Origin of the sequence: Siculibacillus lacustris (assembly GCF_004328075.1) — a bacterium.
In the GTDB taxonomy this organism is placed as follows: domain Bacteria; phylum Pseudomonadota; class Alphaproteobacteria; order Rhizobiales; family Ancalomicrobiaceae; genus Siculibacillus; species Siculibacillus lacustris.
In genome coordinates this window covers 23,351-47,039 of record NZ_SJFN01000030.1, presented here as the reverse complement: position 1 = coordinate 47,039, position 23,689 = coordinate 23,351, and the positions used below count along the sequence as shown (strand labels likewise).

At 70.4% G+C, this 23,689-nt stretch carries 22 protein-coding genes; 12 read left to right on the top strand and 10 right to left on the bottom strand.

What is annotated here, in order from left to right:
• Window position 1 precedes the first annotated feature (1 nt).
• Both EYW49_RS17385 and fba read left to right on the top strand, forming a co-directional pair.
• Window positions 2-1,714 (top strand): PTS fructose transporter subunit IIC, encoded by a 1,713-nt coding sequence (locus EYW49_RS17385; protein WP_131310898.1) that lies wholly within the window; start codon window positions 2-4, stop codon window positions 1,712-1,714.
• A 104-nt stretch (window positions 1,715-1,818) separates the two neighbouring features.
• The gene (gene fba / locus EYW49_RS17380; RefSeq protein ID WP_131310897.1) at window positions 1,819-2,883 is read left to right on the top strand and encodes a class II fructose-bisphosphate aldolase; all 1,065 of its coding nucleotides are present in this window, start codon (window positions 1,819-1,821) and stop codon (window positions 2,881-2,883) included.
• A gap of 15 nt (window positions 2,884-2,898) precedes the next feature.
• On the opposite strand, the gene EYW49_RS17375 is transcribed toward fba, so the two are convergent.
• The gene (locus EYW49_RS17375; protein WP_131310896.1) at window positions 2,899-4,011 is read right to left on the bottom strand and encodes a DMT family transporter; all 1,113 of its coding nucleotides are present in this window, start codon (window positions 4,009-4,011) and stop codon (window positions 2,899-2,901) included.
• 306 nt (window positions 4,012-4,317) lie between these two features.
• Between EYW49_RS17375 and EYW49_RS17370 the strand changes: the two genes are divergently transcribed.
• The 3 genes from EYW49_RS17370 to EYW49_RS17360 all read left to right on the top strand — a co-directional run bounded on the left by EYW49_RS17370 (window position 4,318) and on the right by EYW49_RS17360 (window position 5,698).
• The gene (locus tag EYW49_RS17370; RefSeq protein WP_131310895.1) at window positions 4,318-4,521 is read left to right on the top strand and encodes a hypothetical protein; all 204 of its coding nucleotides are present in this window, start codon (window positions 4,318-4,320) and stop codon (window positions 4,519-4,521) included.
• A gap of 119 nt (window positions 4,522-4,640) precedes the next feature.
• On the top strand, window positions 4,641-5,081 hold the full coding sequence (locus EYW49_RS17365; RefSeq protein ID WP_131310894.1) for an RrF2 family transcriptional regulator: 441 nt from the start codon (window positions 4,641-4,643) through the stop codon (window positions 5,079-5,081).
• A gap of 32 nt (window positions 5,082-5,113) precedes the next feature.
• Window positions 5,114-5,698 (top strand): hypothetical protein, encoded by a 585-nt coding sequence (locus EYW49_RS17360; RefSeq protein WP_131310893.1) that lies wholly within the window; start codon window positions 5,114-5,116, stop codon window positions 5,696-5,698.
• 11 nt (window positions 5,699-5,709) lie between these two features.
• Here EYW49_RS17360 and EYW49_RS17355 read toward each other — a convergent pair whose 3' ends face one another.
• Complete coding sequence (locus EYW49_RS17355; RefSeq protein WP_131310892.1) at window positions 5,710-6,405, bottom strand: transporter substrate-binding domain-containing protein; 696 nt, start codon at window positions 6,403-6,405, stop codon at window positions 5,710-5,712.
• A gap of 236 nt (window positions 6,406-6,641) precedes the next feature.
• Between EYW49_RS17355 and EYW49_RS17350 the strand changes: the two genes are divergently transcribed.
• From EYW49_RS17350 to EYW49_RS17340, 3 genes are all read left to right on the top strand, one after another.
• The gene (locus tag EYW49_RS17350) at window positions 6,642-7,256 is read left to right on the top strand and encodes an alpha/beta hydrolase (protein WP_131310891.1); all 615 of its coding nucleotides are present in this window, start codon (window positions 6,642-6,644) and stop codon (window positions 7,254-7,256) included.
• 323 nt (window positions 7,257-7,579) lie between these two features.
• Entirely contained in the window at window positions 7,580-7,723 is a 144-nt protein-coding gene (locus tag EYW49_RS17345; protein WP_131310890.1) for a DUF3096 domain-containing protein, read from the top strand.
• Window positions 7,724-8,079: 356 nt separating this feature from the next.
• Window positions 8,080-9,702 (top strand): ABC-F family ATP-binding cassette domain-containing protein, encoded by a 1,623-nt coding sequence (locus EYW49_RS17340; RefSeq protein ID WP_131310889.1) that lies wholly within the window; start codon window positions 8,080-8,082, stop codon window positions 9,700-9,702.
• A 34-nt stretch (window positions 9,703-9,736) separates the two neighbouring features.
• On the opposite strand, the gene EYW49_RS17335 is transcribed toward EYW49_RS17340, so the two are convergent.
• Window positions 9,737-10,693 carry a LysR family transcriptional regulator gene (locus EYW49_RS17335; RefSeq protein ID WP_131310888.1) on the bottom strand — a complete coding sequence of 319 codons (957 nt, stop codon included), beginning with the start codon at window positions 10,691-10,693 and terminating at the stop codon, window positions 9,737-9,739.
• A 235-nt stretch (window positions 10,694-10,928) separates the two neighbouring features.
• Here EYW49_RS17335 and EYW49_RS17330 point away from each other — a divergent pair, with 235 nt between their 5' ends.
• From EYW49_RS17330 to EYW49_RS17320, 3 genes are read left to right on the top strand one after another with little or no spacing between them, the layout of a single operon-like run.
• On the top strand, window positions 10,929-12,224 hold the full coding sequence (locus EYW49_RS17330; protein WP_131310887.1) for a CitMHS family transporter: 1,296 nt from the start codon (window positions 10,929-10,931) through the stop codon (window positions 12,222-12,224).
• A 28-nt stretch (window positions 12,225-12,252) separates the two neighbouring features.
• On the top strand, window positions 12,253-13,593 hold the full coding sequence (locus EYW49_RS17325) for an acyclic terpene utilization AtuA family protein (protein WP_131310886.1): 1,341 nt from the start codon (window positions 12,253-12,255) through the stop codon (window positions 13,591-13,593).
• A 1-nt stretch (window position 13,594) separates the two neighbouring features.
• Entirely contained in the window at window positions 13,595-13,915 is a 321-nt protein-coding gene (locus EYW49_RS17320) for an AtuA-related protein (RefSeq protein WP_131310885.1), read from the top strand.
• 101 nt (window positions 13,916-14,016) lie between these two features.
• On the opposite strand, the gene EYW49_RS17315 is transcribed toward EYW49_RS17320, so the two are convergent.
• Together EYW49_RS17315 and gudD are read right to left on the bottom strand one after the other, a co-directional pair.
• On the bottom strand, window positions 14,017-14,784 hold the full coding sequence (locus EYW49_RS17315) for an SDR family oxidoreductase (RefSeq protein WP_131310884.1): 768 nt from the start codon (window positions 14,782-14,784) through the stop codon (window positions 14,017-14,019).
• 136 nt (window positions 14,785-14,920) lie between these two features.
• Window positions 14,921-16,273, bottom strand: a complete 1,353-nt coding sequence (gudD, locus tag EYW49_RS17310; RefSeq protein WP_131310883.1) for a glucarate dehydratase — start codon at window positions 16,271-16,273, stop codon at window positions 14,921-14,923.
• A 449-nt stretch (window positions 16,274-16,722) separates the two neighbouring features.
• On the opposite strand from gudD, the gene EYW49_RS17305 reads away from it, so the two are divergent.
• Entirely contained in the window at window positions 16,723-17,814 is a 1,092-nt protein-coding gene (locus tag EYW49_RS17305; protein ID WP_131310882.1) for a LacI family DNA-binding transcriptional regulator, read from the top strand.
• A gap of 56 nt (window positions 17,815-17,870) precedes the next feature.
• Here the strand turns inward: EYW49_RS17305 and EYW49_RS17300 are convergent, their stop codons facing one another.
• From EYW49_RS17300 to EYW49_RS17280, 5 genes are all read right to left on the bottom strand, one after another.
• Entirely contained in the window at window positions 17,871-18,947 is a 1,077-nt protein-coding gene (locus tag EYW49_RS17300; RefSeq protein ID WP_131310881.1) for a mannonate dehydratase, read from the bottom strand.
• A 79-nt stretch (window positions 18,948-19,026) separates the two neighbouring features.
• A complete protein-coding gene (locus tag EYW49_RS17295; protein ID WP_131310880.1) occupies window positions 19,027-20,382 on the bottom strand; it encodes an MFS transporter in 1,356 nt (451 codons plus the stop codon).
• A gap of 416 nt (window positions 20,383-20,798) precedes the next feature.
• On the bottom strand, window positions 20,799-20,993 hold the full coding sequence (locus EYW49_RS17290) for a hypothetical protein (RefSeq protein ID WP_131310879.1): 195 nt from the start codon (window positions 20,991-20,993) through the stop codon (window positions 20,799-20,801).
• A gap of 10 nt (window positions 20,994-21,003) precedes the next feature.
• Window positions 21,004-22,704 carry a cbb3-type cytochrome c oxidase subunit I gene (locus tag EYW49_RS17285; protein WP_131310878.1) on the bottom strand — a complete coding sequence of 567 codons (1,701 nt, stop codon included), beginning with the start codon at window positions 22,702-22,704 and terminating at the stop codon, window positions 21,004-21,006.
• A gap of 11 nt (window positions 22,705-22,715) precedes the next feature.
• The gene (locus tag EYW49_RS17280) at window positions 22,716-23,612 is read right to left on the bottom strand and encodes a cupredoxin domain-containing protein (RefSeq protein ID WP_131310877.1); all 897 of its coding nucleotides are present in this window, start codon (window positions 23,610-23,612) and stop codon (window positions 22,716-22,718) included.
• Window positions 23,613-23,689: the final 77 nt, after the last annotated feature.

Sequence of the window (23,689 nt, the reverse complement as noted above, 5' to 3'; positions counted from 1 at the left end):
CATGACGAGACTGTCCGCCGTCATCGCCACCAAGGACCGCAGCACCCAGGTGCTGCTCGCCGCCGAAGCCCTGCGCAAGGCTGCGGCCTCCGCCGGCCATGCCCTCGACATCGAGACCCGCACCGCCGACGGCGTCCTGTCGCCGCTCTCCGACGAGGCGGTCGCGGCCTCCGCCGGCGCGCTGCTGGTCGGCAGCGCCACCACCACCGACCGCTTCCCGGCCGCCAAGACCCTCGCTCTGACCCTCGACGCGGTGCTCGCCGATCCCGCCGGCAGCCTCGCCAAGGCGGTCGCCGCCTTCGCCGGCGCCAAGAAGATCGTCGCCATCACCTCCTGCCCGACCGGCATCGCCCATACCTTCATGGCCGCCGAAGGCATCGAGCAGGGCGGCAAGGCGCTCGGCCATCAGGTCAAGGTCGAGACCCAGGGCTCGGTCGGCGCCCAGAACACCCTGAGCGCGGAGGATATCGCCGCCGCCGATCTGGTGCTGATCGCCGCCGACACCAACGTCGACATGTCGCGCTTCGCCGGCAAGCTGGTCTATTCGACCGGCACCAAGGGCGCGATCAACGACGGCAAGGCGCTGGTCGCCAAGGCCTTCGCCGAGGCCGTCCGCCAGGGCGGCGGCGCCGCGTCCGGCCCGCGCGATCTCGCCGCGGAAGTCGCCGCCGACAAGGCCGCCCGCGCCGCCCAGCGCTCCGGCCCCTACAAGCATCTGATGACCGGCGTCTCCTACATGCTGCCCTTCGTGGTCGCCGGCGGCCTGCTGATCGCCATCGCCTTCGCGCTCGGCGGCATCTACGTCTACGACGACGCCCACAAGGACACCCTCGGCCAGGCCCTGTTCCTGATCGGCGCCAAGAACGGCTTCGCGCTGATGGTGCCGATGCTCGCCGGCTTCATCGCCTATTCGATCGCCGATCGTCCCGGCATCGCGCCCGGTGCCATCGGCGGCATGCTCGCCGGATCGATCGGCGCCGGCTTCCTCGGCGGCATCGCCGCGGGCTTCCTCGCCGGCTACGTCGTGTCCTTCCTCAACAAGTCGATCCAGCTGCCGCGTACGCTGGAAGGCCTGAAGCCGGTGCTGATCCTGCCGCTGCTCGGCACGGCGATCGTCGGCCTGTTGATGATCTACGTGATCGGCACCCCGGTCGCCCAGATCCTCGCGGCGATGACCGCCTTCCTGAAGGGCATGGAAGGCGCCAACGCGGTGCTGCTCGGCGTGATCATCGGCGCGATGATGGCCTTCGACATGGGCGGCCCGGTCAACAAGGCGGCCTATACCTTCGCCACCGGCCTGCTCGCCTCCGGCATCTACACCCCGATGGCCGCCGCCATGGTCGCCGGCATGACCCCGCCGCTCGGTCTGGCGCTGGCCACCAAGCTGTTCGCCGACCGCTTCACCGCCGACGAGCACGAAGCCGGCAATGCCGCCGCGGTGCTGGGCATCTCCTTCATCACCGAAGGCGCGATCCCCTTCGCCGCCCGCGATCCCTTCCGGGTGATCCCGTCGCTGATGGCCGGTTCGGCGGTGGCCGGGGTGATCTCGATGGTGGTCGGTGCCGAGTTGCACGTCCCCCACGGCGGCATCTTCGTCCTGCCGATCCCCAACGCGGTGTCGCATCTGGTCGGCTACCTCGTGGCACTCGTCGCCGGCACGGTGGTCACCGCGATCCTGCTGCGCGTCCTGAAGCCGAGCCTGAAGGTCGCCTGAGCCGCCCCCCGCCGTCCCGAGATCCCCGCCGGTCTCGGGACGGCCGCTCGCCCGCGGCGCGCGCACCCCGCGCCGGTCCATCCCCGTCTCCAGGATCTCTTCTCATGGCTCTCGTCTCGATGCGGCAACTCCTCGATCACGCCGGCGAATTCGGCTACGGCCTGCCCGCCTTCAACATCAACGACATGGAACAGGTTCTCGCCGTGATGGGTGCGGCGGCGGCGGTCGACGCCCCGGTCATTCTCCAGGCCAGCCGCGGCGCCCGCAGCTTCGCCGGCGACGCCGTGCTGCGCCATCTGGTCCAGGCCGCCGTCGAAATCCACCCCGACATTCCGGTGTGCCTGCACCAGGACCATGGCAACGGCCCGGAGACCTGCCTGTCGGCGATCGTCGCCGGCTTCACCTCGGTGATGATGGACGGCTCGCTGCTCCCCGACGGCAAGACCCCGGCCGACTGGGACGCCAACGTCGCGGTCACCGCCGACGTGGTGCGCTCCGCCCACATGGTCGGCGCCTCGGTCGAGGGCGAACTCGGGGTGCTCGGCAGCCTCGAGACCGGCATGGGCGAGAAGGAGGACGGCCACGGCGCCGAAGGCGTCCTCGATCATTCCCAGCTCCTCACCGACCCGGATCAGGCGGTGGCCTTCGTCCGGGCGACCGGCGTCGACGCCCTCGCCGTGGCCATGGGCACCTCGCACGGCGCCTACAAGTTCTCGCGCAAACCGACCGGCGACATCCTGGCGCTGAACGTGATCCGCGAGATCAACGCCCGCGATTCCGGCATCCATCTGGTGATGCACGGCTCGTCGTCGGTGCCGCAGGACCTGCAGGACATCCTCAACGCCTATGGCGGCGAGATTCCCCAGACCTTCGGCGTGCCGATCGAAGAGATCGTCGAAGCGATCCGCTTCGGCGTGCGCAAGGTCAACATCGACACCGACTGCCGCATGGCGATGACCGGCCAGATCCGCAAGATCTTCGCCGAGAAGCCGGGCGAGTTCGACCTGCGCAAGTACATGAAGCCCGCCATGGAGGCGATGCAGGCGCTGTGCAAGGCGCGCTTCGAGGAGTTCGGCGCCGCCGGCCGCGCCTCGAAGATCAAGCCGATCCCGCTCCCCGCGATGGCCGCGCGCTACCGCACCGGCGACCTCGCCCGCAAGGCCGCCTGAGCCGGTTCTCCGACCTCATCGATCCTCGGCGCGAGGGGGCTCGTCCTCCGCGCGCCGATGGTCGTGCCGGTGATGGAGATCGGGATAGTGCGGGTGGGAATGGTCGAGCGGCAGGTGGCGATGGCGGTGGGCATGGGGCTCGCCGGTCGCCGCGTCGGCGGGTTCGTGGTCGTGACGATGATGGTCGTCGTGGACATGGGCGTGGTCGTGCGCGAGGTCCTCGTGCCGATGATCGTGCTCGTGCCGCTCGGCGAGATGCAGCCACAGGCCGAAGCCCATCAGCAGCCCCGACAGCAGCAGCCGGAGCGTGATCGGCTCGTCGAGCAGGGCGATCGCCAGGATCGCGCCGATGAACGGCGCCAGTGAGAAATAGGCCCCGGTCCGGGCCGTGCCGAGATGGCGCAGCGCCCGGATGAACAGCACCAGACTGACCCCGACCCCGAAGAAACCGACGATCGCCGCGCCCGCCACCCAGGCCGGCGGCGGCACCGGTGCGCCCATCGCCAGCGCCAGCCCGACGTTGACCGACCCGGCGACACAGCCCTTGATCAGCGTGATCACCACCGGATCGGCGGCCGAAACCTTGCGGGTCAGGTTGTTGTCGATGCCCCAGGCGATACAGGCGCCGACCACCAGCAGCGCCCCGACGTCGACGGTTGGCCCGCTCCCGTCCCAGGCGAGCAACAGCGCTCCGCCGAGGATCGCCGCCGCCCCGGCGAGCAGGCGACGATCGACGGCCTCGCCGACCACCACCCAGGCGATCGCCATGGTCGCCAGACCCTCGAGGTTCAGGAGCAGCGCGCTGCTCGACGCCGAGGTGCGCGCCAGACCGGCCATCAGCAGCACCGGCGCGACCATCCCGCCCATCGCCACCGCTCCGGCCAGCCACGGCAGATCGGCCCACCCGAGCGCCGCCTCGCCGCGCTCGGCGGTCGTCCGCCCGCGCACCACCAGCCAGACCGCGAGGCCGATCCCGGCGCCGAGATAGAGCAGACCGGCCAGCATCAACGACCCGATCGCCCCGGTCAGCAGTTTGGCGAGCGGCGGTGCCGCCCCGAACAGGACGGCCGAGGTCAGCGCGAGCGGAACGCCCGGCCAGAGGTGGGTGTGGGAGCGGTCTACGGTCATCGACGCACGCTATCATGGTCGCCGCCGGTCGCGGGATGCCCCGGGTGCCGGGACCGCCCGCAGTCGGCGCACCGCTGGCGAGTCCGTGCAATCAGTGGTGATACCTTCGGGACATTCCTGACCCCCGCAGGTATGTACCCCTCGGAATTTGTTCGGTATCTTCGCCTCCAGGGTCCGCTCGGCCCGTAGCGGAGTGCGACCCGTTCCGGAAGTCACGTCGGCGCCTCGGAGCCGAGACGTGCCCTTCCACGCCCCTCTCCGATTCGACGACGATCGGCCGGGGGCGCCCCACGAGGACTCGAAGCCATGGACACGACGTGTGACGAAGGCGAAGGTGTGCTGCTCCTCAGGCTGCCGGTTTCGCTGTTTCGAATCGACCACGATGTCATCCTCGCCCTCCTGGACGAACTGATGTTCCAGTCGCCGATGCCGGACGACGTGTTCGACACCCTCTGCGATCATCGCGCCCGCTATGCCGAGCGGCTCGCACCGCTCGCCGTCGCCCCCTGAAGCGTCCCCGCGCACTCGCCCGGCCCCATAGTGTCGGACCGTGACGATTCCCACCGTCGGCGATTTGACCCGGCGGCGATTGCTCGCTATGTCCGATGGGGTGGCTCGAGGACATCGACATGTTGACCAACAAGGGCAAGTACGGGCTCAAGGCCCTGGTGTTTCTCGCCGGCGTCGAACCCGGCCGCACCACCATGGTCGCCGAGATCGCCGCGACCGCGGCGCTGCCCAAGAAATTCCTCGACGCGATCCTGCTGGACTTGCGCAACGCCGGTTTCGTGCGCTCCAAGAAGGGCCCCGGCGGCGGCTATGCCCTCGCCCGTCCGCCGGAGGAGATCGTCATCGGCGCGGTGGTGCGCGCCCTCGACGGGCCGCTGGCGCCGATCGCCTGCGCCAGCCGCACCGCCTTCCAGCCCTGTGACGACTGCACCGATCTCCAGGGCTGCGCCGTGCGCCTGACCATGCTCGAGGTCCGCGACGCCATGGCCGCGGTGCTCGACAACACCACCCTCGCCCAGATGGTCGCCCGCTCGTCCGAAGCCCTCGACTACGCGATCTGAGCGCGCGTCGACGACCCGGAGCGCCGCCGCCGATGCCGCAAGTCCTCGTCTCGCTCCTCGGCGTGGTCGCCATCCTGGCGACCCCCGGCCCGACCAACACCTTGCTCGCCGCCGCCGGCGCCACCTCGGCCGGCGCGCCGCCGTGGCGGCTGGTCGGGGCCGAGCTCGCCGGCTATCTCGTCTCGATCGCTCTTCTCAGGACCCTCGGCGCGCCGCTCGCCGCGGCGATCCCCTTCGCGGTTCCGACCGTCAAACTGGCGCTGGCCGCCTATCTCGCCGCCCTCGGCGCCGCCCTGTGGCGCCACGACGCCGGCTCGACGGACCCCGGACCGATCACCCCCCGTCGCCTGTTCGTCGCCACCCTGTTCAATCCCAAGGCCGCGGTCTTCGCCTTCGCGCTCTTCCCCGATTCGGTGGAGCGACCGCAGATCGCCCTGTGGGTCGCCGGCTTCGCCCTCGCCGTCGCCCTGTGCGGCGGCGGCTGGCTGCTCCTCGGCCGCCGCGCCGGCCGCGACGCCGGGACCCTCGTCGCGCGCCTGGTGCCGCGCCTCGCCTCGGTGGTGCTGGTCGGCTTCGGTCTGGCGCTGGCCGCGACGACGCTCGCGAAGGTGGTGTGAGCGCGACGCCGTCAGGGTGCGACTTCGACGTCCCCATGCCCCGACGCCGCGAGCGACCGCGCCACTGCGCCCGAGCGCTTGGCGTGCGCCAGGAACCGCTCGAGCCGCGCGAGGTCTTCGGTCCGCCCGGCCGGCACGGCGGCGGCCTGGGCGATGCGCATGAACGGCGTCTCGACCAACCGCAGATCGGGGTGGGCGGCCGCGAAGGCGGCGACCGACGCCCGCACCCCCGCCGCCGCATCCAGTCGCTCGTCGCGGAAGCCGGCGAGCGCCGCCTCCGACGAGTCGAAGCGGACCAGCGTCGCGGCCTTCAGGCTGCGCGTCAGAAAGAGATCATAGGCCGCGCCGCGCCCGACGGCGATCCGCACGCCCGGCCGGTCGAGCTCGGCGAGCGCCGTCGCGGTGGCGGCACGGTCGACCACCAGGACGCCCTCGATCAGCAGATAGGGGGCAGTGAAGGCGATCTCGCCGGCCCGCGCCGGATCGGCCGCGAGAAACGCGACGTCCCAGCGATCGTCGCCCCGCGCCGCGACGATCTCCGCGGCGGAAGCGAATGCGACGAGGTCGGCCGGGCGCCCGACTTCGCGGGCGTAGGCCCGGGCGAGATCGACGACGACGCCCGAGAGCGCACCGCTCCCCGGATCGCGCCGGGCCAACACCGGGTTGCCGACATTGATCGCGAAGCGCAGCGCCGCCGTCTCGTCCATCGCCCGATCCTCGGTCCGTGGGGAACACGCCCGATCCTAGCGCGAACGCCGCGGGCCGCGCGAGCCCGGCCCGCGTTGCACCGCAGCCGGCGGCCTCGCCCGAGGCGCGCCGGAGCGTGGGATCGGCCGCGCCGGATCGGCGGTGGCGTTCGGCGGCGCGGGCGCCTAGGCTCGCGTCTCCGACCCGCGTCGCCCCGATCGGCCGGCGCCGACCCATGCCATCGAGGATCCCGACCATGCCCGCCAATCCCGCCCCCCTGGTCGTCCTGCTGCACGGCGTCGGCGCCTCCGGCCGCGACCTGTTCCCGATCGCCGAGCTGATCCGCTCGCGCCTGCCCGGGGCCACGGCGGTCGCCCCCGACGCGCCCTTCGCCTTCGACGGCGGCGGCGCCGGCCGGCAGTGGTTCTCGATCGCCGGCGTCACCGAGGCCAATCGCGCCGCCCGGATCGCCGCGGCGCGCGAAGCCTTCGATCGCACGATCGCCACGGCGATCGCCGCCGCGGGTCTGACCGATCGCCTCGACCGCGTCGCCTTCGTCGGCTTCTCCCAGGGCACCATCATGACCCTCGACGCCGTCGCCTCCGGGCGCTGGCCGATCGCCGCCGCGGTCGGCTTCGCCGGCCGGCTGGCCTCGCCCGAGCCGCTTACCCCGTCGCTCGCCACCCGATTGCTGCTGCTCCACGGCGACGCCGATCCGGTGATCCCGGCGGCGCTGTCGGCCGATGCCGCCGCGACCCTGACCGCCTTGGGCATGACCGTCGAGCGGCGGGTCTATGCCGGCCTCGGTCACGGCATCTCGCCCGAGGGCGCGGTCGCCGCGGCGAGCTTCCTCGCCGCCGTCTTCGCCTGACGCCTCCGACGCGGGAGCCGCGACCGGCCCGGCCCGCAGTCGCGCGACGGCGGTCGGGAACCATTCGCCCGCTCGAGTAGTTTCCGAACCTGCCGCAACCGCGCTCGGGGGCGCAAGGTGGTTCGCTCTCTTCGTGTACCTCCGGTTTCCCCCCGGACCGCCGGACGGAAACGAAGAGACGGAGCCCTCGCCCCCCGCTCGGGCTTCCGGCGTCGGATGATCGCCGCCCCGTGATCATCCGACGCCCTTTTGTCTCCCCGGCCGGGTCACGCCGCCCGTCCGCACCGTTTCGAACCGTACGTTCTCACCGAAAGACCGCGCCCATGAACGTGTCCCTCACCCATCTCCAGCCGATCGTCTCCCTGATCGCCGGCGTCCTCATTCTGGTCATGCCGCGGCTGCTCAACTACATCGTCGCGGTCTTCCTGATCGTCTCCGGCATACTGGGGCTCGGCCTGATCCGCTGACGCCCGCCGACCGGCGACCTCCCCGCGCCTCCGCCCCGCACCGGCCTCGCCGGACCGCGGCCGCGGCGGCGCGCGTCCGTGTTGCGTCGCGCCCTCTTGTTCCCGCATCGCACAGTGCCTAACATGCGGCCGTCGACGAGATGGATCATCGCCATTTCTGCGGTCTTCGAGGATTCGGGCTCCTCCCGTAGGGCGTGCCACGACTTTCGAAACTCCCTGTCCCGGACCCCGCGCGGCGGCGACGTCGCGCGCCGTCATCCGATCGGCGCCGGAAACCGGTATCCGTACCCCTCGCTTCTCCTTCCGGCGGCCGGCCTCGACGGGCCCGCCGCCGTTGCCACGGACCCCGCGCGCCCATGATCCGCCTCGAGAACATCAGCAAGCAGAACAGCCATCGCATCCTGTTCATCGAGGCCTCGGCGGCGCTCCTGCGCGGCGAGAAGATCGGGCTGGTCGGCCCCAACGGCGCCGGCAAGACCACGCTGTTCCGGATGATCACCGGCGAAGAGGCCCCCGACGAGGGCCAGGTCTCGGTCGATCGCGGCATCACCATCGGCTATTTCGACCAGGACGTCGGCGACATGGCCGGCCACAGCGCGCTCGCCGAAGTGATGAACGGCGCCGGCCCGGTCAGCGAGGTCGCCGCCGAGTTGCACGACCTCGAACACGCCATGGCCGATCCCGACCGCGCCGACGAGATGGACGCGATCATCCACCGCTATGGCGAGGTCCAGCACCGCTTCGAGGAACTCGACGGCTACGCCCTCGAGGGCCGCGCCCGCGAGGTCCTGGCCGGCCTCAGCTTCACCCAGGAGATGATGGACGGCGACGTCGGCGCCTTGTCGGGTGGCTGGAAGATGCGCGTGGCGCTCGCCCGCATCCTGCTGATGCGCCCCGACGCCATGCTGCTCGACGAGCCGAGCAACCATCTCGACCTCGAGAGCCTGATCTGGCTCGAGGCCTTCCTCCAGGGCTACGACGGCGCCCTGCTGATGACCTCCCACGATCGCGCCTTCATGAACCGCATCGTCACCAAGATCGTCGAGATCGACGGCGGTCAGCTCACCACCTATTCCGGCGATTACGAATTCTACGAGGCCCAGCGCGCCCAGAGCGAGAAGCAGCAGCAGGCCCAGTTCGAGCGCCAGCAGGCGATGCTGGCCAAGGAGATCAAGTTCATCGAGCGTTTCAAGGCCCGCGCCTCGCACGCCGCCCAGGTGCAGAGCCGGGTCAAGAAGCTCGACAAGATCGAGCGGGTCGAGCCGCCGCGCCGACGCCAGACGGTGTCCTTCGACTTCCCCCCGGCGCCGCGCTCCGGCGAGGACGTGGTCGGGCTCAAGGCGGTCCACAAGCGCTACGGCGCCCGGGTGATCTACGAGGATCTCGACTTCTCGATCCGCCGGCGCGAACGCTGGTGCGTGATGGGCGTCAACGGCGCCGGCAAGTCGACGCTGCTGAAGCTGGTGACCGGCACCACCGAGCCCGACCAGGGCATCGTCACGCTCGGCGGCAGCGTCCGGCTCGGCTATTTCGCCCAGCACGCCATGGAGGTGCTGGAGGGCGATCGCACGGTGTTCCAGTCGCTCGAGGACACCTTCCCCCAGGCCGGACAGGGGTCGCTCAGGGCGCTGGCCGGCGCCTTCGGCTTTTCCGGCGACGACGTCGAGAAGAAGTGCCGGGTGCTGTCGGGCGGCGAGAAGGCCCGGCTGGTGATGGCCCGGATGCTCTACGATCCGCCGAACTTCCTGGTGCTCGACGAGCCGACCAACCATCTCGACATCGCCACCAAGGAGATGCTGATCGGCGCGCTGGCCAATTACGAAGGCACCATGCTGTTCGTCTCCCATGACCGCCACTTCCTGGCGGCCCTGTCGAACCGGGTGCTGGAACTGACCCCCGAGGGCGTCCACGCCTACGGCGGCGGCTATACCGAATATGTCGCCCGCACCGGCCACGAGGCGCCCGGCCTGCGCGAGTGATCCGCGTGGGGGCGGTGGTGCGCCGCCCCTCGCCTCACGCGACGACCGCCTCGCCCTCGCTGCGGATCGCTCCGGCGAGCCGGACGTCGATCGACCGGCGATGGACCTCGCCGCGCAGGTCGGCGATGAAGTCGAGGGTCGCCGGCGCCAGCGTGGCACCGATCCGTCGCACCACCCCGAGCGAGCGCCGATAGACCGGATCGACCAGCGGCCGCCACACCAGCCCGGTCTCGGCCATCAAAGGCACGGTCAGGCCGGGCAGCGCGGTGATCCCGAGCCGCGCGTCGACCAGCGCCCGGGCGGTCGCCAGGAAGCCGCATTCGAACAGCGTCGCCACCGGCACGGCGTGCTGCAGGAAGGCGGAATCGGTGATCGCCCGCACGCTCGAGCCCGGCGACATGGCGATGAACGGCCGATCCGCGAACACCCGCCACGACACTTCGGCCTCCGCCGCCAGCGGATCGTCGCGCCGGCACACCAGCCCGAACTCGTCGGTCATGAGCGGATGATAGGCGAGCTGCCGGTCGGGACTCGGCCGGGCGGTCAACCCGATCTCGGCGCGCCCGTCGGCGACCGCGTCCTGCACCGCCCCGGAATGGGCGTCGAGGATCTGGAAGTCGACGTCCGGCCGGGTCTCGCGGAAACGGGCGATCGCGCCGGGCAACAGCACCGCCGCCATCGACGGCAAGGTGGCGATCACCACCCGGCCGCTGCGCCCGGTGACGAAACGCGCCAACTCGCTGAAGCTCGAGTCGAATTCGCGCACGATCCGCGCGGCGATCGGCGCCAATTCGTGCCCCGCCGGGGTCAGCGCGACGTTGCGGGTGTCGCGGTCGAACAGCCGCGCTCCGAGCGTCTCCTCGATCACCCTTATGGTCCGGCTGAGCGCCGGTTGCGACAGCGACAGCCGCGAGGCGGCCTCGCTGAAACTGGCGGTTTCGGCGACCTCGAGGAAGGCGGCGAGCTGCTGGGGAGTGACATTGATACGCATGATGCATGAAATAGACGATTTGAGACGAACCAGCAATCAAACTCAGGCGGATCGGCCGCCAATCCCCTCGAGGTGCCGCAGATCGCCCAATTCATAAGCACTTCTACGCCGGTACGATCCTATATATGCGTTTGAGTTATCAACATATCATTCAAATGTCTTTGACGCATGAGTGAAAGAAGACGATCGTCCCTGCCGAACGCCAATGAAAACGACCGACAGGGAGGTCCGTCGAATGCTCGCGATACTCGGTCTCCTGGTGATCATCACGATGTTGATCGCCATCCTGCGCAACTGGATCTCGCCGCTCGTCGCGCTGATCCTCATTCCGATCGTCGGGGCTCTGCTCGGTGGCTTCGGCCTCGGCACCGCCGCCTTCATCATCAAGGGCATTTCGGCGATCGCCCCGACCGCCGGCATGTTCGTCTTCGCCATCCTGTTCTTCGGCATCATGACCGACGCCGGGATGCTCGACCCGATCATCAACGCCATCCTGAAGCGCGTCGGCCTCAAGCCCGCCCGCATCACCTGCGGCACCGTGCTGCTCGCCGGCCTGATCCATCTCGACGGCTCGGGCGCCGTGACCTTCCTGGTCACCATCCCGGCGATGCTGCCGCTGTTCGACCGCCTCGGCATGGACCGCCGCATCCTGGCGCTGTGCGCCTCGATGGCCGCCGGCGTCAACTTCCTGCCCTGGACCGGCCCGGTGATCCGCGCAGCCGCCGCCCTGCACGTCTCGACCACCGACATCTTCAATCCGCTGATCCCGGCGCAGCTCACCGGCTGGGTCTTCGCCTTCGGCGTCGCCTGGTGGCTCGGCAAGCGCGAAGAGAAGCGCCTCGGCCTCGCCGATCTGAAGGATGCCCCGGCCCTCGAGCGCAAGCTCGCCCCGGCGGAGATGGAACTGCGCCGGCCCCACCTGTTCCTGCCCAATCTGGCGCTGACCATCGTCATCATGGCGGTGATGATCGGCGGTTGGGTCGATCCGGTCGTGATGTTCATGCTCGGCACCGTCTTCGCCCTGATGCTCAACTACCCGGTCGTCAACGACCAGAAGAAGCGCATCGACGCCCATGCCAAGGCGGCGCTGATGATGGCCTCGATCCTGCTCGCCGCCGGCTGCTTCACCGGCATCATGTCGGGGACCGGCATGCTCAAGGCGCTGGCCACCGCCGCGGTCGCCTTCGTCCCGCCGGAGATGGGCCAGCACCTGCCCTTCGCCCTCGGCCTCGTGTCGATGCCGCTGTCGATGCTGTTCGATCCCGACAGCTTCTATTTCGGCGTCCTGCCGGTCCTGGCCGAAGTCGGCCACACCTTCGGCGTCCCCCATCTGGCGATGGGTCAGGCCGCCGTGCTCGGCCAGATGACCACCGGTTTCCCGGTCAGTCCCCTGACCCCCGCCACCTTCCTGGTCGTCGGCCTGTCGCAGATCGAACTGCGCGACCACCAGAGGTTCGCCTTCAAATACCTCTTCGCGTCTTCGGTCGTCATGACCCTGGCCGCGGTCGCCTCCGGCGTCATCCCGCTGTGACCCGAAGCGCCATCGAAGGAACATCCCCATGAAGACCATCCGAATCGGATCGGGCGCCGGCTATTCCGGCGACCGGATCGAACCCGCGGTCGAACTCGTCGAGAAGGGTGACATCGCCTATCTCTGCTTCGAGTGCCTCGCCGAACGCACCATCGCCATCGGCCAGCAGGCCAAGCTGGTGAACCCCGCGGCCGGTTACGACGCCCTGCTCGAGGCCCGCATGCGTGCGGTCCTGCCCCAGGCCAAGGCCCGCGGCATCAAGATCATCACCAACATGGGCGCCGCCAATCCGCAGGCCGGCGCCGCCAAGATCGCCGAGGTCGCCCGTGACCTCGGCATCACCGGCCTGAAGATCGCCGCGGTCGCCGGCGACGACGTTCTCGCCGCGCTGCTCGCCCGCGACGTCACCATCACCGAGACCGGCGCGCCGATCTCGACGATGAAGGGCGCCGTGGTCTCGGCCAACGCCTATCTCGGCGTCGCCCCGATCGTCGAGGCGCTGGCCGCCGGCGCCGACGTGGTGATCACCGGCCGCGTCGCCGATCCGGCGCTGTTCCTGGCGCCCTTGATCCACGAATTCGGCTGGGCGCTCGACGATTGGGACCGCCTCGGCAAGGGCACCGCGGTCGGTCACCTGCTCGAATGCGCCGGTCAGGTCACCGGCGGCTACTTCGCCGATCCCGGCGTCAAGGACGTCGCCGATCTCGCCCGTCTCGGCTTCCCGATCGCCGACGTCGCCGAGGACGGATCCTTCGTGATCACCAAGGTCGCCGGCTCCGGCGGCCGGGTGACCCCGGCGACCTGTTCGGAACAGATCCTCTACGAGATCCACGATCCGACCACCTATCTGACCCCCGACGTGATCGCCGACTTCTCGGCCATCACCCTGGTCGAGGACGGCTTCGACCGCGTCCGCGTCGCCGCCGCGACCGGCCGGCCGCGGCCCGATACCCTCAAGGTCTCCGTCGGTTACAAGGACGGGTTCATCGGCGAAGGGCAGATGTCCTACGCCGGCACCGGCGCGGTCGAGCGCGGCCGTCTGGCGCTGCGCATCGTCGAGGAGCGGCTGAAGCTCACCGGCGTGAAGACCACCGAGTTGCGGTTCGACCTGATCGGCGTCGATTCGATCCACGGCCCGGTGATCACCGAGCGCGCCGCCGCCCCGCACGAGGTGCGCATCCGCGTCACCGGCCGCACCGACACGCTGGCCGAAGCGGTGCGCATCGGCAACGAAGTCGAGACCCTCTACACCAACGGCCCGGCCGGCGGTGGCGGGGCCTGGAAGGTCGCGCGACCGGTGGTCGCCATGCTCTCCGCTCTGCTGCCCCGCGACGCGGTCGTCGCGTCGGTCGAACTCATCGAGGTGTGACATGAAACTCCGCGACATCGCGCATTCGCGCACCGGCGACAAGGGCGACATCTCCAACATCTCGGTCGTCGCCTACGACCCGAAGACCTACGAGGCCCTGCGCACCTGGATCACCGCCGATCGGGTCAAGCAGCACTTCTCCGGCATCGTCCACGGCGCGGTGGTGCGCTACGAGATTCCCAGCCTGTCGGCACTGAATTTCGTGATGCAGGAAGCCCTCGGCGGCGGCGTCACCCGTTCGCTCGCCCTCGACGCCCACGGCAAGTGCCTCGCCTCGGCTCTCCTCGACATGGAGATCCCCGACGGCGTCGTCGCCCGCTGATCGCGGACGGCGGATGACATCGGGCGACGGATCGGCCGGGGCACAGCGCCCTCGGCCGCTCCGTCGCCCGAACGTTTGTCGGCGCGCCGCGTCGCGTCGCGTCAGCCGCGCCCGACGAAGGGCATGGCGGAGGCCATCACCGTCATGAACAGGATGTTGGCCTCGAGCGGCAGGCTCGCCATGTGGACCACGGCGCGGGCGACGATCTCGACGTCCATCCGCGGCTCGACCATCATCGAGCCGTTGGGCTGGACGATGCCGCGGGCCATCGGCTCGGTCATCTCGGTGGCGGCGTTGCCGATGTCGATCTGACCGCAGACGATGTCGTAGGCCCGCCCGTCCAGCGCGATCGATCGGGTCAACCCGGTGATCGCGTGTTTGGTCATGGTGTAGGGCACGGTGTTCGGCCGCGGCACATGGGCCGAGATCGAGCCGTTGTTGATGATCCGCCCGCCGCGCGGGCTCTGGCGCTTCATCAGGGCGAAGGCGGCGCGGGTACACAGGAAGGCGCCGGTCAGATTGACCGCCACCACCGCGTTCCACTGCTCGACCGTCAACTCGTCGATCGGCACGCTGCCGGTGCCCATGCCGGCGTTGTTGAACAACAGATCGAGCCGCCCGTGAGTCGCAGCGATCTCGGCGAACAGCGCGTCGACCGCCGCCGCATCGCCGACGTCGGTCGGCACGGCTCGAGCCCGCCCACCGGCCGCGGCGATGGTCGCGGCGACCTCGTCGAGCGCCGCCCGCCGCCGTCCGGCGAGCACCACGGTGTAGCCGGCCCCGGCCAGGGCGATCGCCGTGGCGCGGCCGATGCCGCGACCGGCGCCGGTCACCAGGGCGATCTTCGCAATCGAATCCGAGGAGTCCATGGTCCGCTCTCCGCGGGCGGCACCGGCGACGGCCGGTCGCGCGTCCCGTCGGAGAGATTAGCCCGCCCGTCGCCCGCGCGCATCCCGAAGGACTGCGGACGAGCGACGCACGGGCGAGGGATCTCGCGGCTTGCGGTCAGCGCACCAGGCAGGGGCGCTTGTTGTCGAAGGTCCAGCCGGGGATCAGGTACTGCATCGCCATGGCGTCGTCGCGGGCGCCGAGACCGTGGCGGAGGTAGAGTTGATGCGCCGCCTCGAGCTGGTCGAGGTCGATCTCCACGCCGAGACCGGGCCGCTCGGGCACGGTCAGCAGGCCGCCCTCGATCCGGAACGGCTCACGGGTCAGCCGCTGGCCGTCCTGCCAGATCCAATGGGTGTCGATCGCCGTGATCTTGCCCGGCGCCGCGGCGGCGACGTGGGTGAACATGGCGAGCGAAATGTCGAAGTGATTGTTGGAATGCGAGCCCCAGGTCAGGCCCCATTCGGCGCACATCTGGGCGACCCGGACCGAACCGGCCATGGTCCAGAAATGCGGATCGGCGAGCGGGATCGACACCGACTGCAACATCACCGAATGGCCCATCTGGCGCCAGTCGGTGGCGATCATGTTGGTGGCGGTCGGCAGGCCGGTGGCGCGCCGGAACTCGGCCATCACCTCGCGGCCCGAGAAGCCGCCCTCGGCGCCGCAGGGATCTTCGGCATAGGCCAGGACGTCGCCCTTGCCCTTGCACAGCCGGATCGCCTCGGCGAGCGACCACGCGCCGTTCGGGTCGAGGGTGATGCGCGCCTGGGGGAAGCGCTCGTGCAGCGCCGTCACCGCCTCGATCTCGGCATCGCCGGAGAGCACGCCGCCCTTCAGCTTGAAGTCCTGGAAGCCGTAATGGTCGTGGGTCGCCTCGGCGAGCCGGACGATCTGCTCCGGCGTCAGCGCCTCGTCGTGGCGCAGGCGGAACCAGTCGACCTTGGCGTCGGGCTCGGAGCGATAGGGCAGATCGGTCTTGGTGCGATCGCCGACGTAGAACAGATAGCCGAGCACCTCGACCCGGCTGCGTTGCTGGCCTTCGCCGAGCAGGGCCGCCACCGGCACGTCGAGGAACTGGCCGACCAGATCGAGCAGCGCCGCTTCGATCGCCGTCACCGCGTGGATGGCGATGCGCAGATCGAAGGTCTGCAGACCGCGGCCGCCCGAATCGCGATCGGCGAACTGCCGGCGGGCGTCGTTGAGGATGGCGTTCCAGGCACCGATGGAACGGCCGATCACCAGTTCGCGCGCGTCCTCGAGGGTCTGGCGGATCTTCTCGCCGCCGGGCACTTCGCCGACCCCGGTGCGCCCGGTCTGATCGGTGAGGATCACGATGTTGCGGGTGAAGAACGGGGCGTGGGCGCCGGACAGGTTGAGCAGCATGTCGTCGTGACCGGCGACGGGCACGACCCGCATCGCGGTGATCTTGGGGCAGGACGCGGCGGTGACGGCGGAAGCAAGGGACATCGCAGAACTCCGGATTTTCCTGGACGGCGTGATGGACGGCAGGGGCGGGGTCGATCGGGCGGGCGCTGGCGGCGCGAGCGCGGCAGACGCGCTCGGCGCAGTCGAACGCGGCCCCCTGCCCTCTCGCGAGGGCGCGGGAACGGATCGCCCGCCGTTTGTTAGCGCTAACATGAATCATCGCAGAGCGCCATCGGATCACCACGTAGACGGGGCTCGAAGCCGCCGCCGTCGTCGCCGAAACCGCCCCGGCGCGCCGGGACGCGGGAGCGCACCGGCTCCCCGCCCGCCCGACGCAGAGCGGTCCTGCGACCGCGAAGCCGGGTACCGATCGCGCCGCGTTCGCGCTACTGTCGGCGACGATCGTGCGTCGCCGGCGAGCGGGCGCACGCATCGCCACGACCGCCCCCCGCACCGTCGTGATCTTCGTCCCCGCGCATCGGAACCCGACCTTGCCTTCGACGCCGCCCGCCCCGCCCCGCACCCCGCCCGCCGAAGCCGGCGCCCCCTCGCGTCGGCGCGCCGGCCGCCGTGGCGCACGCCCGTCGAGCGGTCGCGTCACCCTCGGCGACGTCGCTAAATTGGCCGGGGTCTCGTCGATGACCGTGTCGCGGGTGATCAATCAGCCCGACAGCGTATCGGCCGAAGTGCAGAAGGCGGTGCGCGAGGCGATCGCCCGGCTCGGCTACGTGCCCGACCTCTTGGCCGGCGGCCTCGCCTCGAGCCGCACCCGGCTGGTCGCGGCGATCGTCCCGACCGTCGCCCACGTGATGTTCTCGGCCTCGGTCCAGTACCTCACCGACCGGCTGGCCGCCGAAGGCTATCAGGTCCTGCTCGGGCTCTCCGGCTATCCCGAGACGGTGCGCGAGGAGGAGCTGATTCTCGCCATCCTCAGCCGCCGCCCGGAAGCGCTCTACCTGACCGGCACCAGCCATTCGCCGCAGAGCCGCAAGCAACTGCGCGCCGCCAAGATTCCGATCGTCGAGACCTGGGATCTGTCGCGCAAGCCGCTCGACATGGCGGTGGGCTTCTCCCACACCGCGGTCGGGGTGCGGGTCGCCGACTATTTCCACGCCAAGGGCTACCGCCGGGTCGCGGCGATCAGCGCCGGCGACGAGCGCGCCATGCTGCGCTGCAATGCCTTCGCCGCGACGTCGCGCGACCACGGCGCCGACGTGGTGGCACCGGTCGTCACGGCGTCGCCGAGCACGTTGCAGATGGGCCGGGCGGGGCTGGCGCAACTGCTCGACGGCGGCTTCCCGCTCGGCGGGGCGATCTTCACCAGTTCCGACGCGCTCGCCCACGGCGTCGTCCTGGAGGCCCAGGCCCGCGGATTGGCGGTGCCGTCGCAAGTCGCGGTGATCGGCTTCGGCGATCTCGACTACGCCGCCAACACGTCGCCGCCCCTGTCGTCGGTGTTCGTCGACCGTTTCGCGGTCGGCCGCCTCGCCGCCGAAGCCCTGCTCACCCGGCTCGGCGGCGGCACCGTGGCCGAGCGCGTCATCGACGTCGGCTTCGAGATCGTCGAACGCGCCACCACCTGACGCGAAGGCCGCCCGCGAGGGGCGGCCCGAAGGCGTCGTCAGGCGATCTGCGGTCGTCAGGCGGTCTGCAGCAGGCCGCGGGTATAGCCGAGGCAGAAGGCGAAGAAGCGCTCGCGCCCGGGATCGACGTCGGACAGCGGCACGTGGTCCGGGCACAGCACGCCGTCGTAACCGACCTCGCGATAGGCGCGGATGCAGGCGGCCATGTCGACCGATCCGTCGTCGGGCATCGCCTCGCGGAAGTCGAGATAGCCGCCCGAAATGTTGCGGAAGTGGACCATGTAGATCCGCTTCTGCGGGCCGAATTCGCGGATCGCCTCGAGCACGCAAGCCGTCGGATCGCGCGACATCTCGGCGATCGTGCCCTGGCAGAAGTTGAAGCCGTGGAACGGATTGTCCGGCGCCAGAGCGACGAAGCGGCGCAGCCCGTCGAGCGAGCCGAGGACGTGGTGGACGCCGTTGAGGCCGCCCGGCGGATAGGCCGGGTCGTGCGGGTGGCAGGCGAGCCGGACCCCGTATTCGGTGGCGGTCGGCAGCAACGAGCCGACGACGTATTCGATCGCCGTCCAGCCTTCGGCCTCCGAGATGCCGCCGACTTCCGCCGCCATCACCTGGCCGCCGGCTTCCGGCGTCTTCATCGCCGCGACCGGCGAATGGCTGCCGCCGATGCCGTCCTCCGGCAGCACGGTGCCCCAATAGGAGAAGCGGGCGTCGCTGTCGGGGGCATATTCCTCGGCCTTGAAGGTCGAGCACTTCATGCCGCCGCGTCCGTCGACCACCCCGGTGCGGGTGATGCCGACCATCGCCACGGTGTATTTGAGCATCGGCACGCCGGCTTGCCCGGCGGCACGGATGTTCTGGCGCAGCCGATCGGCCGCGGCTTCCGCCTTGGGGCGATCGCGCAAGCTGTCGAGCAGGATCGAGCCGACGTCGAGGGCGAGGCCCTCGAGCTTCATGCCGAAGCCTTCGATGCGCTCGCGCAGCGCGACGATCCGCGCCGTGTCCCAGGTGCCGTCGTCGTTGCAGATGTCGCGGTTCGGGCGACTATCGATGACGATGCCCTTGCAGCCGAGCTGCGCGGACAGCCGCAGGCGGTCGTCGGTCGGATTGATGAGCTGCTCGCCGATGTACATGAAGGGATCTCTCGAGTTCGGACCGCGGAAGGCCGGGGGCGGCGGAGGGCGGGGCTCGACGCGAGCCCCGCCCGAACGCTCACTTCTTCAGTTCCATGCGCTTGATCTCGCCGACCACGACGAGATAGCTCACCGCCGCGACCAGACCGTTGGCGGCGACGAACACCAGGGCGCCGTTGAACGAGCCGGTGATGTGGACGATGTAGCCGATGATGATCGGCGTGGTGATCGTCGAGATGTTGCCGCACATGTTGAACACGCCGCCGGCGAGGCCGGTGATCTCCTTGGGCGCGCAGTCGGACATCACCGCCCAACCGAGCGCGCCGATGCCCTTGCCGAAGAAGGCGAGCGCCATGAAGAACACGACGAGCGGCACGCTGTCGGTGTAGTTGCAGAACACCATCGCCATCGACAGGAGCATGCCGCCGACGATCGGAGTCTTGCGGGCGGTCGACAGCGAGAAGCCGCGGCGCAGCATCCAATCGGACAGGACGCCGCCGAGCAGGCCGCCGACGAAGCCGCAGATCGCGGGGATCGCCGCGGTGATGCCGGCGTTGAGGATCGACAGGCCGCGTTCCTTGACCAGATAGATCGGGAACCACGAGATGAAGAAATAGGTCAGGGCGTTGATGCAGAACTGGCCGATGAAGATGCCGACCATCATGCGCGAGGCGAACATCTGGCGGATGTAGTCCCACTTGGCGCCTTCCGACTTGCCGGCGGTGGGGCTGTCCATGTTGACCAGACCGCCGCCTTCGACGATGTGGGCGCGCTCGGCGTCGTTCACCGCCGGATGCACCGCCGGCGCATGCACCACCTTGAGCCAGATCGCCGACACGATGATGCCGAGGCCGCCCATGAAACCGAAGGCCCAGGGCCAGCCGAAGGTCTGGGTGATGTAGCCCATGATCGGCGCGAAGATCACCGTCGCGAAATATTGGGCGGAATTGAAGATCGCCGCCGCGGTGGCGCGCTCCTGGCGCGGGAACCAGGCGGCGACGACCCGGCTGTTGCCGGGGAAGGACGGCGCCTCGGCGACGCCGACCGCGAAGCGCAGGACGAACAGCAGGGTGACCGCGGTGGCGCCGGCGAAGAATCCGACGAAGCCCTGCATGATCGTCACCAGCGACCAGACGAAGATCGCCAGGGCATAGACGACCCGCGAGCCGAATCGGTCGAGCAACCAGCCGCCCGGCAGCTGAGCCAGGACGTAGGCCCATCCGAAGGCGGAAAAGATGAAGCCCAACTGGACGTTGTCGATGTGGAGGTCTTTGATCAGAGCCGGAGCCGCGGTCCCCAGAACCGCCCGATCGGCGTAGTTGATCGAGGTGACGAGGAACAACATCACCACGATCCACCAACGGAAGTTGGTCTTCGCGGCGCCGGGCCGGGCCGTCGCCGTGCGCGTTTCCGCCGTCGGTTGCAGAGTGGACATCGTGTTTCTCCCTCGGATGCGATCCCGGCGCCTCGGCCCGATCGCGGTCGCTGATGTTGGCTCATCGCGCGGATTGTTAGCGCTCACAGAGGCACGAATGTTAGCGCTAACAGAGGATTCGGACAAGGGAGGACGGGCGAAAACCGGCTCCGTGAGAACCCGGATCCGGCGGAAATCGGCGCCGCACCGCGGGAGGCGGTGCTGCGCTGCCGAGCAAGACCGGCCACCCGGCCGGATGCGACGGTCGCGGCCGGTTGTGGCGGGCGGCGGCGCCGGGGACCGCCGGACGCCGCATCCGGGCGACGGCGGCGCCCGATGCAGACCCTTCGGCACCGAAAGGGGGGCCGCACCGAGCCCCCTCCCCGCCCGATGCGACCGCGGGCGGCGAGCCGCTCGGCCGCCGCCCGCGAGGATCTTCAGTCCCCGGAACGGCGGCGGCGCAGCAGCAGCCCCCCGAGCACCAGGAACACCACCGCGCCGGCGCCCCACACCCGGACGTATCCCGGCATGCCGAGCGACGGCGACAGCTGATAGACCGCGGCGAGGATCGCCCACACCCCGGCGACGGCGAGGACGAGCACGCCCTCGATCGGCAGACGTCGACTGTTCATCGCTCTCTCCTCAATGGCCGGAATGGCCGCCGACCGCCACGATCGGCAGCGAGCGCATCAACTCGAAGGCGCCGATCGTGGCGCCGCTCATCGCCACCACCAGCACGATGACGGCGAGCGGCCCGGTCCAGGCCACCGCCGGACCGACGACGTCGGCTTCGGACGGCGCCGGATCGGCCCGCCGCGGCGCGACCGTCCCCCGGCCCACCCCGCACAGGGTCGCCACCACGCCGAACACCTGCAGGACGAGCGCAGACCCGAAGATCGCCCCGCCGATCGCCACGCCGCGCATCAGCCCGGCCCAGGCGACCGGCGCCGCGCCGTCATAGGCGACGTCGAAGGTCCGCCGCGGCACCCCTTCGAGCCCGGCGGCGATGCCGAAGGCCCCGAAGATCAAGAGGCCGCCGAGCACACCCCAAGGCAGCGCCGCCATCAGGCCGGGCCGCCACACCCGCCCGCCGCCGAGCGCCGGGATCAGCACCAGGAACCCGGCGAGGAAGGTCTCGCTGACCGCCCCGACCGCGAAGAAGTGGAAATAGCCGGGCACGAAGAACGTGTCGGAGATCAGCGGCGCGAACTTCTCCTGGATCAGCACGAAGGCGAAGACCAGGCCGAGCAGCGTCGCCACCACCGCCACGCCCATCCCCGCGAAGGCCGGCGAGCGCCACGGTAGGCGGCCGATCCAGCCGAACAGCCCGGCCGGTGCACCGCGCGCCCGGGTCGACAGTTCGAGCGAGGAGACGATCACCAGGAAGGCGATCAGGGTCGGCACCGACACGAACAGCGACAGCAGCGTGCCGGCCACCCGCACGCCCTCGGAGAGACCCGGCTCCAGGAACATGTGGTAGAGCGAGGTCGGCGGCACGAACACCAGATAGGACGCGAACACCACCTTGGAGAAGCTCGCCCCGAAGGCCGAGCGCGTGCCGGTGGTCTCGAGGGTCAGCGCGTACCAGGTCAGCACCATCGCCATCAGCGGCAGGTAGTGCAGATTGTGGAACAGGATGTGCCACTCGGTCGCGGCGTGGGCGGGAAAGCCGCCGCGCCCGATCGCCCACAGGAGATTGGGCAGGAAGGCGTTGATCGAGGCGATCCCCGAGACGATCAGGAAACCCGCCCAGGCCAGCACTCCGAAGCCCATCGCGGTCATCGCGCCGGTCTCCCGCTCGCGCGCCCGCAGCACCGTGACGATCGCCGCGACGCTCGCCAGCGCGAGACCCAGCGCCAGCAGCAAGTGGCCGCCGGCCATCCCCGCCACCGCCGCCGGATCGTCGCGGCCGAGATCGGGGTTGGCGTCGTAGAGCAGCGGCGTCAGCATCACCGCGGTGCCCTCGGAGAGGGCGAGCCCGGCGACCAGCACCACCGCCGCGGCGACCACCAGCGGCCGCGCGGCGAGACCTTCGCGGCGCTCGCCGGCGGCGAGTGCGATCATCAGCGCGACCTGCGCCAGATAGAGCCACCAGAAGAACGCCGAGGTGCCGTGCAGGGTCAGCAGGCGATAGGCGGTCTCCGGCTCGAAGCCGAGAAAACCGCCGCGCGCCAGCACGACGGCGAGGCCGAAGCCCAGCCCGAGCGCCAGCGGCACCAGCGACAGGGCGACGAACACCAGCGTCAGGCGCCGATCGATCCACGGCAGGCCGGCGAGGCGGAGCGACGGCCGGACGGCGGCGGTCGAGTCGGCTTCGTCGAACGAGAAGGCGATGTCGGTCATGATGTCCCTCCTCAGGCGACGGTGATCGAAGCGTGCATGCCGTCGTGGCCGGGCCCGCAATAGACGGTGCAGTAGACGAGATGCCGACCGGCCTCGCGGAAGGTCAGATCGAGGGTCGTCACCGTGTCGGGGCGCAGGCGGACGATGCGGCTCGCCCGTCCGAAGGCGATCGACGCGCCATGGGCGACGTCGCTGGCCATCATGTGGAAGCGATAGGCCCGCCCGACCTCGAGCCTGAGGTCGTCGGGCTCGAAGGCGAAACGCCCGGCGGCGAGGAACACCTCGATCGGCTCGCCGTCCGCGTGCGCGGCGGCGGCCGGCGTCGACACCGCGAGCGGCGCGAGCGGCGGGAGCGCGACCGCCGGGCCGGCCCCGTGGCCGGCGTGGGCATCGGGCGCGGCCGGCATCGGCATCGCCATGCCGTGTCCGGCGTGACCGCCGGTTTCCGTCGCGGGCGGCGCGGACACCGCCGCGCCGTGGTCGTGACCGGGCATCGCCGCCGGTGCTTCGGCCGCCGCGCCGTGATCGTGGCCCGCCGGCATCGTCGCGGGGGCAGCCACCGCCCCATGATCGTGCTCCGCAGCGGCGGCGATCGCCGGACGCACCGAGCCGTCGGCCTGCCGGAAGCGTTTCATGAAGTCGGCGTGACGCCGCTCGAAGGTTTCCGGCGTGACCGCGCTGCCACCGTGGGTGTCGGCGATCGCCGGATCGGCCGGCGCCGCTGCGCCGTGGCCGGCATGGGGATCGACGGCGTGGCCGCCGTGGGGATCGGCGGCGGCATCGCCGCCGGAGGCGAAGGGCAAGGGCGAGGCGCCATAGGCCGCCCAGGTGACGTAGAGACCGAGGGCACCGAAGCCCATCGCCCCGACGAAACCGCGTCGGGTGGTGAAGTGTCGATCGTGCGACATGAAGATCCTCTCGAACAAGACGGAACGGCGATCGGACGCGCCCGCGGGCGGTCCGATTCGCGGCGTCGAAACGCGTC

Bases quoted from the DNA above. Each gene is read 5' to 3' on its own strand.
- EYW49_RS17385 (WP_131310898.1), top strand. From the start codon at position 2: ATGACGAGACTGTCCGCCGTCATCGCCACCAAGGACCGCAGCACCCAG.
- fba (WP_131310897.1), top strand. From the start codon at position 1,819: ATGGCTCTCGTCTCGATGCGGCAACTCCTCGATCACGCCGGCGAATTC.
- EYW49_RS17375 (WP_131310896.1), bottom strand. From the start codon at position 4,011: ATGACCGTAGACCGCTCCCACACCCACCTCTGGCCGGGCGTTCCGCTC.
- EYW49_RS17370 (WP_131310895.1), top strand. From the start codon at position 4,318: ATGGACACGACGTGTGACGAAGGCGAAGGTGTGCTGCTCCTCAGGCTG.
- EYW49_RS17365 (WP_131310894.1), top strand. From the start codon at position 4,641: ATGTTGACCAACAAGGGCAAGTACGGGCTCAAGGCCCTGGTGTTTCTC.
- EYW49_RS17360 (WP_131310893.1), top strand. From the start codon at position 5,114: ATGCCGCAAGTCCTCGTCTCGCTCCTCGGCGTGGTCGCCATCCTGGCG.
- EYW49_RS17355 (WP_131310892.1), bottom strand. From the start codon at position 6,405: ATGGACGAGACGGCGGCGCTGCGCTTCGCGATCAATGTCGGCAACCCG.
- EYW49_RS17350 (WP_131310891.1), top strand. From the start codon at position 6,642: ATGCCCGCCAATCCCGCCCCCCTGGTCGTCCTGCTGCACGGCGTCGGC.
- EYW49_RS17345 (WP_131310890.1), top strand. From the start codon at position 7,580: ATGAACGTGTCCCTCACCCATCTCCAGCCGATCGTCTCCCTGATCGCC.
- EYW49_RS17340 (WP_131310889.1), top strand. From the start codon at position 8,080: ATGATCCGCCTCGAGAACATCAGCAAGCAGAACAGCCATCGCATCCTG.
- EYW49_RS17335 (WP_131310888.1), bottom strand. From the start codon at position 10,693: ATGCGTATCAATGTCACTCCCCAGCAGCTCGCCGCCTTCCTCGAGGTC.
- EYW49_RS17330 (WP_131310887.1), top strand. From the start codon at position 10,929: ATGCTCGCGATACTCGGTCTCCTGGTGATCATCACGATGTTGATCGCC.
- EYW49_RS17325 (WP_131310886.1), top strand. From the start codon at position 12,253: ATGAAGACCATCCGAATCGGATCGGGCGCCGGCTATTCCGGCGACCGG.
- EYW49_RS17320 (WP_131310885.1), top strand. From the start codon at position 13,595: ATGAAACTCCGCGACATCGCGCATTCGCGCACCGGCGACAAGGGCGAC.
- EYW49_RS17315 (WP_131310884.1), bottom strand. From the start codon at position 14,784: ATGGACTCCTCGGATTCGATTGCGAAGATCGCCCTGGTGACCGGCGCC.
- gudD (WP_131310883.1), bottom strand. From the start codon at position 16,273: ATGTCCCTTGCTTCCGCCGTCACCGCCGCGTCCTGCCCCAAGATCACC.
- EYW49_RS17300 (WP_131310881.1), bottom strand. From the start codon at position 18,947: ATGTACATCGGCGAGCAGCTCATCAATCCGACCGACGACCGCCTGCGG.
- EYW49_RS17295 (WP_131310880.1), bottom strand. From the start codon at position 20,382: ATGTCCACTCTGCAACCGACGGCGGAAACGCGCACGGCGACGGCCCGG.
- EYW49_RS17290 (WP_131310879.1), bottom strand. From the start codon at position 20,993: ATGAACAGTCGACGTCTGCCGATCGAGGGCGTGCTCGTCCTCGCCGTC.
- EYW49_RS17285 (WP_131310878.1), bottom strand. From the start codon at position 22,704: ATGACCGACATCGCCTTCTCGTTCGACGAAGCCGACTCGACCGCCGCC.
- EYW49_RS17280 (WP_131310877.1), bottom strand. From the start codon at position 23,612: ATGTCGCACGATCGACACTTCACCACCCGACGCGGTTTCGTCGGGGCG.